This is a genomic window from Serratia sp. JSRIV002 (genome assembly GCF_019968725.1).
GTDB lineage: Bacteria > Pseudomonadota > Gammaproteobacteria > Enterobacterales > Enterobacteriaceae > Chania > Chania fonticola_B.
The window spans coordinates 3,784,845-3,797,908 of sequence record NZ_CP074143.1 but is presented as its reverse complement, the minus strand read 5'-3'; the positions used below and the strand labels follow the sequence as shown (position 1 = coordinate 3,797,908).

Genomic DNA, 13,064 nt, shown 5'->3' with positions numbered 1-13,064 from the left:
TATAGGCAGATTATATGATGCTAACCAAGAATGCCTGGGCCTCGTACGGCACAACCATGCTTTTTGTTCTGCTTTGGGGCAGCGGAGCAATTTTCTCACGCTGGGGGCTTGACCACAGCTCAGCGTTCGCCATCCTTACCTTGCGCTTTATTCTCGCGCTGTCACTGCTCGTCGTCATCGCCAGCTTTAGCGGAGGATTGCTGCCGAAGTCGGGCACTCGTGGGAAAGTAGCACTGACAGGAGTGTTGCTTATTGGCGGTTATTCGATTTGCTACTTTCTGGCTCTCGAGCATGGGGTCACCCCTGGCGTACTTGCCACTATCCTAGGCGCACAACCCATCCTTACATTGGTGCTTACCGAGCGGAATTTCTCGTTAGCTCGTCTAGGCGGTTTGGTATTGGCTCTGTGTGGCTTGACTCTGGTGGTATTTGAAGGGCTAAGCTTTGCTAGGATGTCGGTCCTGGGATTGGCTTTTGCCCTGTTGGCACTAGTCAGCATGACGACAGGGGCGCTATTACAAAAAACAGTGCAGCAGTCACCCCAGGAAGTGATGCCTCTTCAGTATCTTGTCAGCTTGGTATTCTGCCTTTGCTTTGTGCCATTTAAACCCTTTGAGGTCGACTGGGGAGTGGGGTTCCTATTGCCACTGTTATGGCTGGGTTTGGTTATCTCCGTTGGAGCACAGTTTTTGTTGTATCGACTGATCCGCAGTGGAAATATGGTCAACGTGACCAGCCTTTTCTATTTGGTTCCTGTTGTTACGGCTGTCATGGATTATCTGTTCTTAGGCAACGTATTACCGGCACTCAGTTTGCTAGGTATGGCCGCAATCCTATTGGGTTTGGTGTTGGTATTTAGAGTTGGCCAGAGAAAGACTAATAATAGCGAAAACAAATGATTTTTTTCGCTTCAAGCTGTCGTTTTCGTGGCAATTGTTGGTGAAAAATCAATTGACCGACTTGTTAAGTCGCGGGCGATCACATACAGTTATTCCGTTAATGCCATGATTACATTAATTTTATCGAATAAATTGGCTTCCCTTTGACGGGGCACCTTGTGCTTCAATTTTTAGGACAATAATCACTCATATTGGCCATGGTTGATTTTGGTCAGGGGAAGGTTGATGTCGAATATTTTCAGATGAAGATTTTTGGCCCCCATCGCCTCAGCCCGTTTGACGTGGTGTTCGGCATATTTTTCGGCAAACGCTCGGTTTTCGAAAAAGTATATTCCACCCGCCTCGCCAGTATGCTCATTCTCAGTCCATATCTTGGAGATGAAACCCGGCTCTTGATTGATGCTTTCGGCCAGCGATTGCGCATTTTTGGACAGGGTTGCACCAAGCTGGTCGGCTGGGAAACTAAAATCAATCTGTAAAATGACACTCATGTCGTGATCCTTTTCGTGACGGGTGGTTGTATAAGAAACAGGGTTATTCCGTGGTGTGCTCTGCAACAGGGGGTAACTGTGCGTTGAGACGGTTAAGCAATGTCTCGGTGTCAACGTAACCCGAAGATAGCAGCGATATCTCACCTTGACGTTCCAGCAATAGGGTGGGGAAGGAGCGAACGCCCCATTGGCGACATAACGCAAAGTCCTGGCTAACCGCCTCTCTGGCCTGTTGTGACGTAAAGGTTTGGCTGAATTCTTCAAATGGCAGGCCAACCTGGTCACAGATGTCACGATAAAACGCCACGGTTTTAGGATCCTGCCCATCTACATAGAATTTGTACTGGCTTGCTGCGAGAAACGGCAACGCTGCCGAGGAAGGTAAACCCCGCTCAACCAACAGCAGAGTAGCTGTTGCGACCGCCCGGCAGGCCGGCTCGGTATCGTAGTTGAATTGCTCTGCTTCCAGCAGACTGAAACCAAAAGGTTGGCCGGTTGTTTTCTGGATGTGGCGCCACTCCTCCCTTAAGAAGGCTTTGAATGCCGAGTTCCAAGGATCGCCGCCGCCAGCGCGCAAGCCACCCATGGTCATCACAAAACTCAGGCCATGTTGATTGCAATACTCCGCCAGTTTCTTCACCACGGGTGAAATGCCCCAGCACCAGGAGCACATCGGATCGCCGACGTAGCGAATGACTACATCGCTGGGCGTAGTGGGTTGCCGTTGTGCATCAAAGTACTCGTCAGGCAGTAGACAACTGCCGGTGGTGGGATCGCATTGCATCATGTGGAAACTCCAAGCTGGGTTGAGAGCGCGATCGTCATGATATTTGACAGCAAAAATTAATAAATAGACTATAAAAGCTAACTATGTTCAACATTTGTGAACAAATGGACAAACTTGCAGCCATGGCCACTTTTGTCAAAGTGGTTGAAACCGGAAGTTTCACCCGCGCGGCTATCGCCATGGGGCTTCCCAAAGCGCGGATCTCCCAGCGGATTAGCGATCTTGAGCGCGTCCTGAGCGTGCGCCTGTTGCATCGAACGACCCGGGCGTTGAGCCTGACGGAGGATGGCAGCGCCTATTTTGAGCGCTGCCAGCATATTCTCGCGGAAATTGATGAGTTGGAAGGGGGGCTCAGCGGCGGGGTGACAACGCCGAGCGGCAAGATCCGTATAGAGGCTTTGGCCTCGATTGCGCGTTGGATCCTCGCACCTCAGTTGTATGACTTTCAGGCACGTTTTCCAGAGATCGTGGTGCGGCTTGCCAGCAGCGATCGCATCAGTAATTTGTTTGAGGAAGGCATTGATTGCGCGATCCGCGGCGGTAATCTGGAAGATTCGACGCTGGTGGCCAGGCACGTTTGCGATGTGCAGATGGGCCTTTATGCTTCCCCTCATTTTCTCCGCTCAACGCGAGCTATCAGGCAGCCTGAAGATCTTCAGCATCATCGATGGGTTGGGGGTTTTGGCATTCAGCGCGGTAGGCAGCTTACCTGGCATCTGCAATCGGCAAGCCAGAGCATCGCGGTAGTAGGCAACAGCAGTTTGCTGATCGAAGATCCCGATGTGGCCATGAGTGCTTGCCTTGCCGGGGCGGGCATCTGCTCCGGAGCACCCTTCGCGGTGGAAAGCTATGTGAAGAGTGGGCTCTTGCAGCCGGTGTTACCCGAGTGGCACTTTGCTCCACGACCCATTCATATTATCTACCCCACCGGCAAGCATTTGTCGGTTCGGGTGAGAAGCTTTGTGGATTGGTCATTTGAGCTGATGAAAACCCATCCGCTGTTGGCTATGACGCCTTTAGCGCTGGCAAACTCACTGAGTTGAGTCGTTTGAAGGCTGGTTAACCGGGGGGTAAAGAGGTGGATGGCGTTGCCGCACATCCACCTGATAATCGACGATCAGTGAAGCTTTTTACCATCAACAATGATGTGGTGCGGGCTACGTGCCTTCGGATGGATGAAGAAATGCCCTTCCTGAGCGCTATCCGTGTTGATTGGCACCAGAGTGATATTTTTCGCTCCGGCAGCTTTATTATGTAGTGCATAAATAATGAAGGGGATGACCAGCACCACCAGGAAGCAAACGACCAGTAAACCGGCATAGACGTCGTTAGCTTCTCCACCCGGTAGCCCCGAAGGAGGGAAGAAGGAGACGACAAAGGCGACCAGAGAGGTCAGCAATCCGATGACCGCCACCGCAATTTTAACCCCATTGCCTCCCGGTATATTAAAGGTGCGTTTGTTATTCGGCTGTTTGCGGATCAGCTGGATATAAGCCAGGAATAACAGGAAATAGCTGCAAAGATAAATTACCACCGTCAGCGCCAGCGCAATCAGGAACGACATGTTATTGCCGCCCCCGGTATTGGTCAGCACAATCAGTGCCACCGAGGTGATGAGTAACTGGGAAATGACCAGCACTACCGGGACGCCGTTTTTGTTCATTTTGGCAAAGCGGGCAGGCAGGATCCCTTGTTGTGCCGTCACTAACATCCCACGGGAAGGCCCGACAATCCATGCCGCGATCTCAGCTAACACGCCCAGGAGCAACAGCGCAGCGATACCGCGGATAGCCCATTCAAAGCCCGTCCCCAAATGATTGATCAGCACCGTGAAGGTTTGCATCACGCCCGCAGAGAGGTTGATTTGCTCATGGGGGATCACGGCGGCAATGGACAGCCCGCCGACTGAACTCAGGCAAATCGCCGCAAACATCAGCAGCAGCATGGCGAGCGGATAATCGCGGCCCGGGTTTTTCATCTCATTGACGTGAGTAGCCGATGCTTCGACCCCCATATAGCTTAGGATGAAGGCCACAAACACCACTAACGTGCTCATGCTGGTGAAGTCCGGCCAGAAGGTTTCGGCATTCATTTCAATCGCAATGGGAGCACCAGAGCGCAGATAAGTGACGGCCAGGATCACCAGAATGGCGGCTGGCAGCAGGATACCGGCAAAAAAACCAATCTTGGCGATGCGAGCGGTATTTTTGGTGCCGCCAAACTGAGTCAAGGCCAGGCCCCATAAAATAATCAGCGCGGCGACGGTCTTGACTATCGGATCGTTATTGAGCTCGGGCCAGTTAAGAATATAGGACAGAGCCCCTAGCACGAAGTACAGCATCGGGATAAAGCCGATCGCGATTTGCAAATAGCCAAACGAAATAGCGGCAAACCCCCATTTCTCACCCAGGGTTTTAGAAACCCAGGTAAATACGCCGCCCTCCTGCCAACCCTCAACCGTTGCCATTTCAGCGGCACACAATCCTACCGGAATGAACCACAGCAAGCCGCCAAGGATCAGGAAGAAGGTCAGTGAAAAACCAGAGGTCGCAAACGTTGGGTATTCGTAAACCGCCATCACCATTGATGCCGTTATGGCAAAAAAGCCCAACAGCGTGAGTTGTTTTGGCGCAGCGATGATTTGAGAGGTAGCCATGGCAATTCTCCTGGGACAAGCGAAGATGCTTGCCAGTTGATTTCTTATGGTTAACAGGAGTGGCGAAGAGCATGCCACTCCATTAACAGACCAACTGCGGATCAGGCGTGGTTAAAACCGGCCGCTTCATCTTCCGAAAGTGGATTAACGACCGGATGATTTTCGAAATGCTCAAGCGCTCGTTTCAGATCGTCAAGCAACAGACTACCCAGGTCAAAACTCACCCCGTGGCGTACAAGAATACGCTGGATAACCAGATCTTCCCGATTAGCTGGCATGGAGTATGCCGGGACCTGCCAACCGCGTGAACGTAATTTATCGGCGAGGTCATACAGCGTGTAGCCACCGATGTTGGCGCCTTCTTTCAGTTTCCATGCCAGCGCCGGGATGCCTTTGGCGCTGTCGCCATCAAACAGGATTTCAAACGGGCCGAGCTTACCGATCTCGTCAGCAAGATACTGGGCCGTGGCATAGCAGGCATTATGCACTTTGGCGTAGCCTTCGCGGCCAAGGCGTAAGAAGTTGTAGTATTGAGCGATGATCTGTCCACCAGGGCGCGAGAAGTTGAGCGCAAAGGTAGGCATATTGCCGCCAAGATAGTTGACGTTGAAAATAAGCTCTTCGGGCAAGTCTGTCGCTTCACGCCACACCACCCAGCCCGCTCCCAGAGGGGCTAACCCAAATTTATGGCCTGAAGTATTGATGGATTTTACGCGTGGCAGGCGGAAATCCCATTCCAGATCGGGGGCACAGAATGGGGCGAGAAAGCCGCCGCTGGCACCGTCGACATGAATAGGAATATCCAGTCCGGTGTCTTTTTGCAGCTTATCGAGTGCGTCGCTGACCGCTTTTACCGGCTCGTACTGGCAGGTAAAGGTCACTCCGAGGGTGGGTACCACACCTATGGTATTTTCATCGACTCGTTTCAGTACCTCTTCCGGGCTCATGATCAGACGATCGCCCTCCAGTGGAATTTCTCGCAATTCCACGTCGAAATAACGCGCGAATTTGTGCCAGCAAATTTGTACCGGCCCGCAGATCATATTGGGCTTATCGGTGGTTAGGCCCTGTGCGACACGCTTTTTGCGCCATTGCCATTTTAACGCCAACCCCCCCAACATAGCGGCCTCTGACGAGCCAATGGTGGAGCAGCCCAGCGTGGTGTCCGGCGACGGTGATTTCCACAGGTCGGCCAACATGCGCACGCAGCGGGCTTCAATTTCGGCTGTTTGTGGATACTCGTCTTTATCAATCATATTTTTGTCGATAGACAGATCCATCAGGTCACGAATTTCTTCGTCAACCCAGGTTTGGCAGAATGTCGCCAGGTTTTGCCGTGAGTTACCGTCCAACATTAATTCATCGCGAATGGCACTGAATACATGGCGAGGATTTCGCTCTGAGTCTGGAAATCCAGATTTTGGTAGCGAAATGGCCAAATCTATCGAGGAGTAAACATCATCATTAACATTGCTGTTATTTTCCTGGTTGTTTGTACTCATAAAAACCCTCTTGATTTTTATATTCCAATATACTCGGCAGGATCACGTAAAACCGCCCCCTGTGCTCTACTAACGCCACTACGTCTTGGCGTTAATTCTAGAACATTTTCTGAAAAAGGCAGGAAATCATTTTAAATATAATGTTTTTCTTTTAAAATCAGTAATAAAGAGGGTTGTGTTGTTGGTCGTTTTCTCAATATCCCCCAAAAAAGTGAGGGGCGATTCATTGGGGTGTTCTCACTCGGATTTTTATGCCAGTAATTTAAATGTTGTTACGTCATGGTTGTGATAACGTTAAATTAATTAATGAGACTTTACTCTCGATTGACAAGGTAATTCTGATTTTATCCACTGCAAAATAATGTTTTATTAATGAAGATATAAAATTATTGAAAAATAAAGCGTTGTGAGGATTACGTTCTACAATTACTCTAAACAAAACCTGCAGTTACCCGCGAAGTCGGTTTAATTTGATAAGGAGTGATGTGTTATGCAGCAAAGCGCCATGGACTTGCCTGCCCACGAACATTCTGAGGCATGCCTATGCCACAGCCCGGCATTTTTACGCATTAATACGGTGCTAACCCGCCAGGCGGCGAAAGCGCCGCCGATAACGACAGCCACGGTCGCAGCAGCAATACCCGCAGGACAATCCACACATTCCAATGCGACCGCCAGCGCTACGCAGTTGAAAGTGTTTATCAACGTACGGATTTTTGACGGGGTTTCTGACCAACTGCGCGAGGGCATGCAGGTTATCGTTGAAGGCAACAAAATCAAATCGATTGAACCTGCTGATACGCCCCCGCCAGCGGAAGCAACGATTATAGACGGCAACGGTGGCGTACTGATGCCCGGCCTGATTGATGCGCACTGGCATGCCATCATGGCTCGTCCTTCCATGATGACGGCGATGACGGCCGATTTTAACTATATCCAGGCGCTGGCGATTGCCGAAGCACAGGCAACGCTGCTGCGTGGTTTCACCACGGTACGCGATATGGGCGGGCCGGTGTTTGGTTTGAAACGTGCGATTGATGAGCAGATTACGGTTGGCCCGCGCATTTATCCGTCCGGGGCGTTCATTTCCCAGACCGGCGGCCACGGTGATTTTCGCATGCTGAGCGAAGTCCCACGTGCACCCGCGGACTCCCTGAGCTATATCGAGCGGGTGGGGATAACCGCCATTGCTGATGGTGCCGACCAGGTGCTGTTGCGCGCCAGGGAACAGCTGATGAGGGGGGCATCCCAGATCAAATTTATGGCCGGTGGCGGTGTAGCCTCACTCTATGACGGCATCGACGTAACGGAGGGGTCCGTGCCCGAAATCCAGGCGGCGGTGACCGCCGCGGAAAATTGGGGTACCTACGTGACCGTTCACGCCTATACGGCCCGCGCTGTCACCATGGCAATCAAAGGCGGCGTGAAATGCATCGAACACGGCCAGTTGGTGGATGAACAAACCGTGGAGCTCATGGCGCAACAGAATCTGTGGTGGTGTCTGCAACCTTTCCTGGACGATGAAGATGCCGTACCGATGGCGAACCCGGCTTCACGCGCCAAGCAACTGGTGATGTCCGCTGGAACCGATAACGCCTACCAACTGGCGAAAAAGCACCACATCAAGACCGCCTGGGGTACCGACACACTGTTCGACGCCAGGCTTGCCACACGTCAAGGCGCCCAGCTTGCCAAGCTGATCCGCTGGTATACGCCTCTCGAAATTCTTAAAATGGCTACCAGCGTCAATGCCGAACTTTGCGCGCTCTCCGGCCCGCGTAACCCTTATCCCGAGAAGCTCGGGGTGATAGAAGCAGGCGCCCTGGCCGATATGATCATTGTCGACGGCGATCCGCTAACGGATATTCAACTGCTGGCCCAGCCTGAGGAAGCATTTCAGATGATCATGAAAAATGGGCAAATTTATAAAAATACGCTGGTAAACAGCGCGGTTTAATACAGCGCCGCAATGCGGTTTTGGGAGATAAAATGGCAAGCGCACACTCTTTTCGTCAACGCCGGGGGCCTGTGTTTTTTCGTACAGGCCATACGCGTTACGGAGCGTTGGCCTTATTGCTGGTCAGCACCTTTAGCCTTATCGGGTGTCGTGACTTTGGTGCGCCAGCATTTTCCTTGCTCGGCTCTTATTTCCCAGCCTGGCTAGCCTGTGCTGGGATTGGCCTCGTGGTAGCGATAGGAGCGCGCGTTCTGCTGATTTTTGCAGGAATTGACGAAGTTCTGCCGTGGCGACTCTTCGTCTATACCTGCCTGGCGCTCGCCGTAGCCTTTATGTCATCGCTTTTATTCTAAGTGCGCTAAAAATGAACACGTTAAAACAACCGGGCAATAAACGTCGGATAGCGATCGTCATCGGGGTGGTTATCGTTATTGCTGCCGCTATTTCAGGGTGGCTGACGCTGCGTCAAAACACGTTAAATCCCACGTCGCAGGATACGGTCATCGGTGCTAGCGTGGTGAACGTCAGCAGCTCCGTACCTGGGCGTATTCAGTCCATTAATGTGACAGAAAACGGCAGGGTCCAACGAGGTGAGGTGATGTTCACCCTCGATCCCACGATTTATCGTTTGCGGGTCGAGCAGGCACGGGCGGAACTGCAGATGGCGCAAGCTGCCTGGGATACTCAGCACCGCACGATGATCGCAGAACAATCTAATGCGGCTATTACCGATGAACAGGTAAACCGGGCGCGAGCCAACCTCAAGCTTGCCACCCAGACTCTGGCGCGCATTCAGCCACTGCTGGGCAAGGGGTATGTCACCGCCCAGCAGGTGGACGATGCCCAGACAGCCAAACACGATGCGGAAATCAGCCTGAAACAGGCGCTGAAGCAAACCGTCGCTTCGCAGGCATTAATCAGCAGCGCTGCGGAGTCTGAGGCCCTGCTCAGCGCACGCCGCGCCGCATTGGCCATTGCCGAACAAGAACTGGAAAATACCCAGATACGAGCGCCGCATAATGGTCTGGTAGTGGGGCTGAATGTTTCGGCGGGGGAATTTGTGATGCCGGATCAGGCGGTATTTACGCTGATTAATAGCGACCACTGGCACGCCTCGGCATACTTTCGCGAAACAGAGCTGGCGCACATTAAACCGGGGAATTGCGCCACGGTATATGTTATGGCCGATCGTCAGCGTGCGATTCAGGGCAAAGTGGAGGGGATTGGCTGGGGGATCAGCTCCGAGGAGCAGTTTAACATTCCACGAAATCTGCCCTATGTCCCAAAATCGCTGAACTGGGTGCGGGTCGAACAGCGTTTCCCGGTGCGGATAACCCTTAAAGATCCGCCGGCGGAGTTGATGCGAATTGGTGCCAGCGCGGTAGCAATAGTACGAGACGACCATGGTTGCTGACAGCCCCTTGGGCAGAATGTTGCGCCAGGTGAAACGCGATTTGGCCTATTTCCCTGGCCGATTGGCGATGGCCTGGCGGGTCGGTGCGCTTTGCGCACTGATGACGCTGGTGGCCATGCTGTACGGTATCCCCGAATCAGCGATTAGCTGCTATCTGATTTTGTTCGTGATGAAACCAGACGCCGCCGAAAGTATGGCGATGGCCATTGCGGTGACCCTGCTCGTGTCCATAGTGGTGGGGCTGATCTTGCTGATCCTGCCTTATACCTTGGAATCTGCGCCTTTACGCATGGCGGTGCTGGTGCTTAGCTCGTTTGCCTTTCTCTGGCTAGGCTCGGCGAGCAAGCTCGGGCCGGTAGGCAGCATTATTGCGCTGGTGATCGCTTTCATCATGTCGCTACTTGGCGACGCGCCGAATGGAGAGTTAGCGGTACGCGCGGTGCTGTATGCCTGGCTGATGGCCGCATCCCCGATGCTGCTATTGGTAGCCTTTAATCTTTTCATCGGGCGGCCACCCTGGAAACTGCTACGCGCAAGTCTGGCAGAGCGCTTAGCGGTTGCCGGTGAGGCTTTACGCCACCCGGATGCCCCCAGCCTGCATAAAGTAGAGGAGCTGTTGCGGGAAGGGCAGAGCGAACATCAACAGCGGGCTATGCTCGTGCGCATTTTCCATCTGCGGCCTGCCGCAGAGGCTGCCTGGTTAACCGCCGCTGTCAACAGCAGCTATCGGTTACTGCTGGCCATTTCAGCCCTCAATAAAACCGAACCGGCGTTAACTCGCCCGAATTTGGCGGACTGGTGCAGTTCCGCCGCCGAGGCTATTGCCGCGGGCCGGGGGATTGAACCCCCAGCGTTTAATCAGAGTGGGGAAAATGACGAAGTCACCCACGCGCTGGTGCAACTTGCAACGCCAGATAATGCGGTAGACACCAGTGCGCCCAAAGCCTCATTTTTAGCCGCAGACGCCTTTACCAATCCCGTCCATCAGCAATTTGCCTTAAAGACCACGGCGGCCAGCGTGATCTGTTATCTCGTCTATACCGCACTGGACTGGCAAGATATTCATACCGCCATGATCACCTGTTATGTCGCTGCGTTAGGCACTGCGGGAGAGACGGTACACAAGCTGACGTTACGCATTGTTGGTTGCCTGATAGGCGCATTGATGGGCGTGCTTTCGCTGATTTTTATTGTTCCGTCGCTTAGTGATATCGGCCAGTTAATGGCGTTGGTATTCGGCGCGCTGCTGCTCAGTGCCTGGGTATCGAGCGGCAATGAGCGGATTGCTTATGCGGGCATACAAATCGGACTGGCATTCTTACTGACCGTGTTACATGGCTTTAGTCCGAGTACGGATTTGGGCGTTGCGCTCGATAGGGTACTCGGGATCCTGCTGGGGAATCTGGTGGTGTATTTGATATTCACTTACGTGTGGCCCGTCGCCATTGCTGATTTTGTCCGCACTCGCATCCGTAGCCTGGTCACGGGATTAAGCAATCTTGCCGCGTTATCGCCAACAGAGCGCCCGGCAGCGATAAGACAGGCGGCAGAGGTTGAAGAAGAACTGACTACGGCACGGGAGGCGCTAAGGCTGGTTCCTTTTGAGCCAAGATCGCTACGCCCCTCTCCCGAAGAATACCGGCGTCTGCAAGCGATCCTTGGCGAAATGGAAAACCTCTGTCCGGCGCTGTTTTTGCCCTTTGATAAGTCCTTCTCCGATGTGGAACGGCTTAGCCGGCTTTCCTCGAGCGGTGGAGTGATTAATCCCTCAGTACCAACAGGCAGCAACAACGGTTTGCCACCCGCCGTTGAACTTGAGATCCAACAAAGCATCAGGCGACTTGAGGAACTTCTTGGATGAAGCCGCGCACTCAGACTTTCAAAATACGAACTTTCAGCACGGCAGTGGGATTATGTCTGTTAGCAGGCTGTGCCACGGACCAACTGGCGTTGGCTCCGGCTAGCCCTTCCTCTCCCTGGACACCTGACGGCATCAGCAGTCATGAATTTGCTGTTCCGGCCAACCCGGCGGTAGCAGAACTCCCTGCACCGCCTGCGATCAACCAGCAGCAGATCTATCAGTTACCTGAGCTGATAGACATTGCCCAGATGCAAAACCCGGATACCCGCATCGCCTGGCAACAGGCGCGGCAGGCTGCACTGGGTGTCGGCATGGCTGAAGCGACATTTTTGCCAATGATGTCAGCCAGCGTGATTGGCGGCTACCAAAGAACGCGAACGCCGTTGCCCTATGACATTGGCGACCAACACGATCTGGATACCTCCGGCAGCGCGGTAGTGCCGGCACTGGCGTTGCAGTGGTTAATTTTCGATTTTGGCCAGCGTAGCGCTTTGCAACAGGCGGCCAAGCACACCTCCTATGCCGCCAACGTCGCCTTTAACGGCATGCATCAAAAGATTATTTATGAGGTTACGCGCAGCTATTACCAATACGGTGCGGCCCAGTCACGCCGAAAAATAGCGCAGGAGACGCTGCGCAATAGCCAGAAAATCCTCGATGCTGCCTTGGCGCGTAACAAAAATGGCGTTGCGACAACGGTGGAAGTTGCACAGGCACGCCAGCAGGTCGCGCAATCTGAATTGAATCGCGTTGTTGCGCAGGGAACAGAACGTGACGCATGGCAGGCTTTGCTGGCATCCATGGGCATTTCTGCCTCATCGCAAATTAAAGTGGGCTATGCCGAGGATAAACCTTTGCCGCAGACGGCCAGTGCGCCAACCCAGCAGATGATTAAGCTGGCGCTCTCTCAGCGGCCAGACGTATTGGCAACTTATGCTGCTGCTCAGGCCGCTACTGCCGGTATCAAGGCGGCAGAGGCGGATTTTCTGCCTAAGGTTTATCTTGCCAGCGCGGTCGCGGGTGGCGATGGGCGTTTTGACATTCAGGGATTGCCGTCCATTGGCCAGCAAACGTCGTCCTCTAGCATTCTGTTGGGCGTTACCGTACCGCTTTACGATGGTGGAATACGAGCTGCCCGCGTGAAAGAGGCCGAATCACGTGCCGCCGTGGCAAACGAGACTTTCCAAAAGACGCAGGAGGCTGCGGTTCGTGAAATTATCGTGGCGGCCGATACGTTACAATCTGCGCTAGAAGCCAACCAGGCAGCATTGAATCTGGTAAAAACCGCGTTTATTACCTACGACGCCGCGCTGGAGTCTTATCGCAACGGCGTGGGGACCATCACCGTAGCCAACGAGGCTGCCAATGGTCTGCTCTATGCGCAACAGATGAGTACCGATGCCCATGCTGCGGCACTGATCGCGGCGGCTAATTTAGCCTTTGTGATGGGCAAAATGACCCACGTGGACCCAGAGTAATTCAAGGGTGGTAAGCCGA

General features: G+C 53.2%; 11 protein-coding genes. 7 read left to right on the top strand and 4 right to left on the bottom strand.

The window, feature by feature from the left end; translation table 11 throughout:
* Nucleotides 1-17 precede the first annotated feature (17 nt).
* Nucleotides 18-899: a DMT family transporter gene (locus tag KGP26_RS17865; protein ID WP_059202062.1), complete on the top strand. Its 882-nt coding sequence runs from the start codon at nucleotides 18-20 to the stop codon at nucleotides 897-899.
* A 182-nt stretch (nucleotides 900-1,081) separates the two neighbouring features.
* Here the strand turns inward: KGP26_RS17865 and KGP26_RS17860 are convergent, their stop codons facing one another.
* Together KGP26_RS17860 and KGP26_RS17855 are read right to left on the bottom strand one after the other, a co-directional pair.
* The gene (locus KGP26_RS17860; RefSeq protein WP_094981616.1) at nucleotides 1,082-1,390 is read right to left on the bottom strand and encodes a monooxygenase; all 309 of its coding nucleotides are present in this window, start codon (nucleotides 1,388-1,390) and stop codon (nucleotides 1,082-1,084) included.
* 43 nt (nucleotides 1,391-1,433) lie between these two features.
* The gene (locus KGP26_RS17855; RefSeq protein ID WP_223664358.1) at nucleotides 1,434-2,177 is read right to left on the bottom strand and encodes a DsbA family protein; all 744 of its coding nucleotides are present in this window, start codon (nucleotides 2,175-2,177) and stop codon (nucleotides 1,434-1,436) included.
* Nucleotides 2,178-2,281: 104 nt separating this feature from the next.
* Here KGP26_RS17855 and KGP26_RS17850 point away from each other — a divergent pair, with 104 nt between their 5' ends.
* Nucleotides 2,282-3,220, top strand: coding sequence for a LysR family transcriptional regulator (locus tag KGP26_RS17850; RefSeq protein ID WP_223664357.1), 939 nt, complete (start codon nucleotides 2,282-2,284; stop codon nucleotides 3,218-3,220).
* A 74-nt stretch (nucleotides 3,221-3,294) separates the two neighbouring features.
* Here KGP26_RS17850 and gadC read toward each other — a convergent pair whose 3' ends face one another.
* Together gadC and KGP26_RS17840 are read right to left on the bottom strand one after the other, a co-directional pair.
* Nucleotides 3,295-4,833, bottom strand: a complete 1,539-nt coding sequence (gene gadC / locus KGP26_RS17845; RefSeq protein ID WP_021805825.1) for a glutamate:gamma-aminobutyrate antiporter — start codon at nucleotides 4,831-4,833, stop codon at nucleotides 3,295-3,297.
* A gap of 101 nt (nucleotides 4,834-4,934) precedes the next feature.
* Nucleotides 4,935-6,335 (bottom strand): glutamate decarboxylase, encoded by a 1,401-nt coding sequence (locus KGP26_RS17840; protein ID WP_223664356.1) that lies wholly within the window; start codon nucleotides 6,333-6,335, stop codon nucleotides 4,935-4,937.
* A gap of 490 nt (nucleotides 6,336-6,825) precedes the next feature.
* Between KGP26_RS17840 and KGP26_RS17835 the strand changes: the two genes are divergently transcribed.
* The 5 genes from KGP26_RS17835 (at nucleotide 6,826) to KGP26_RS17815 (ending at nucleotide 13,045) form a co-directional block, all read left to right on the top strand.
* Nucleotides 6,826-8,292, top strand: coding sequence for an amidohydrolase family protein (locus KGP26_RS17835; protein WP_223664355.1), 1,467 nt, complete (start codon nucleotides 6,826-6,828; stop codon nucleotides 8,290-8,292).
* Between the two features lie 107 nt (nucleotides 8,293-8,399).
* Entirely contained in the window at nucleotides 8,400-8,645 is a 246-nt protein-coding gene (locus KGP26_RS17830; RefSeq protein ID WP_037375583.1) for a YtcA family lipoprotein, read from the top strand.
* 11 nt (nucleotides 8,646-8,656) lie between these two features.
* Nucleotides 8,657-9,706 carry a multidrug transporter subunit MdtN gene (gene mdtN / locus KGP26_RS17825; protein ID WP_094981613.1) on the top strand — a complete coding sequence of 350 codons (1,050 nt, stop codon included), beginning with the start codon at nucleotides 8,657-8,659 and terminating at the stop codon, nucleotides 9,704-9,706.
* Complete coding sequence (locus KGP26_RS17820) at nucleotides 9,696-11,567, top strand: FUSC family protein (protein ID WP_223664354.1); 1,872 nt, start codon at nucleotides 9,696-9,698, stop codon at nucleotides 11,565-11,567. Before mdtN ends, KGP26_RS17820 begins: the two co-directional genes overlap by 11 nt.
* Entirely contained in the window at nucleotides 11,564-13,045 is a 1,482-nt protein-coding gene (locus KGP26_RS17815) for a TolC family protein (RefSeq protein WP_223664353.1), read from the top strand. The genes KGP26_RS17820 and KGP26_RS17815 overlap by 4 nt, the downstream gene beginning before the upstream one ends.
* Nucleotides 13,046-13,064: the final 19 nt, after the last annotated feature.

Bases quoted from the DNA above. Each gene is read 5' to 3' on its own strand.
- KGP26_RS17815 (WP_223664353.1), top strand. From the start codon at position 11,564: ATGAAGCCGCGCACTCAGACTTTCAAAATACGAACTTTCAGCACGGCA.
- mdtN (WP_094981613.1), top strand. From the start codon at position 8,657: ATGAACACGTTAAAACAACCGGGCAATAAACGTCGGATAGCGATCGTC.
- KGP26_RS17865 (WP_059202062.1), top strand. From the start codon at position 18: ATGCTAACCAAGAATGCCTGGGCCTCGTACGGCACAACCATGCTTTTT.
- KGP26_RS17855 (WP_223664358.1), bottom strand. From the start codon at position 2,177: ATGATGCAATGCGATCCCACCACCGGCAGTTGTCTACTGCCTGACGAG.
- KGP26_RS17820 (WP_223664354.1), top strand. From the start codon at position 9,696: ATGGTTGCTGACAGCCCCTTGGGCAGAATGTTGCGCCAGGTGAAACGC.
- KGP26_RS17850 (WP_223664357.1), top strand. From the start codon at position 2,282: ATGGACAAACTTGCAGCCATGGCCACTTTTGTCAAAGTGGTTGAAACC.
- KGP26_RS17840 (WP_223664356.1), bottom strand. From the start codon at position 6,335: ATGAGTACAAACAACCAGGAAAATAACAGCAATGTTAATGATGATGTT.
- KGP26_RS17860 (WP_094981616.1), bottom strand. From the start codon at position 1,390: ATGAGTGTCATTTTACAGATTGATTTTAGTTTCCCAGCCGACCAGCTT.
- gadC (WP_021805825.1), bottom strand. From the start codon at position 4,833: ATGGCTACCTCTCAAATCATCGCTGCGCCAAAACAACTCACGCTGTTG.
- KGP26_RS17835 (WP_223664355.1), top strand. From the start codon at position 6,826: ATGCAGCAAAGCGCCATGGACTTGCCTGCCCACGAACATTCTGAGGCA.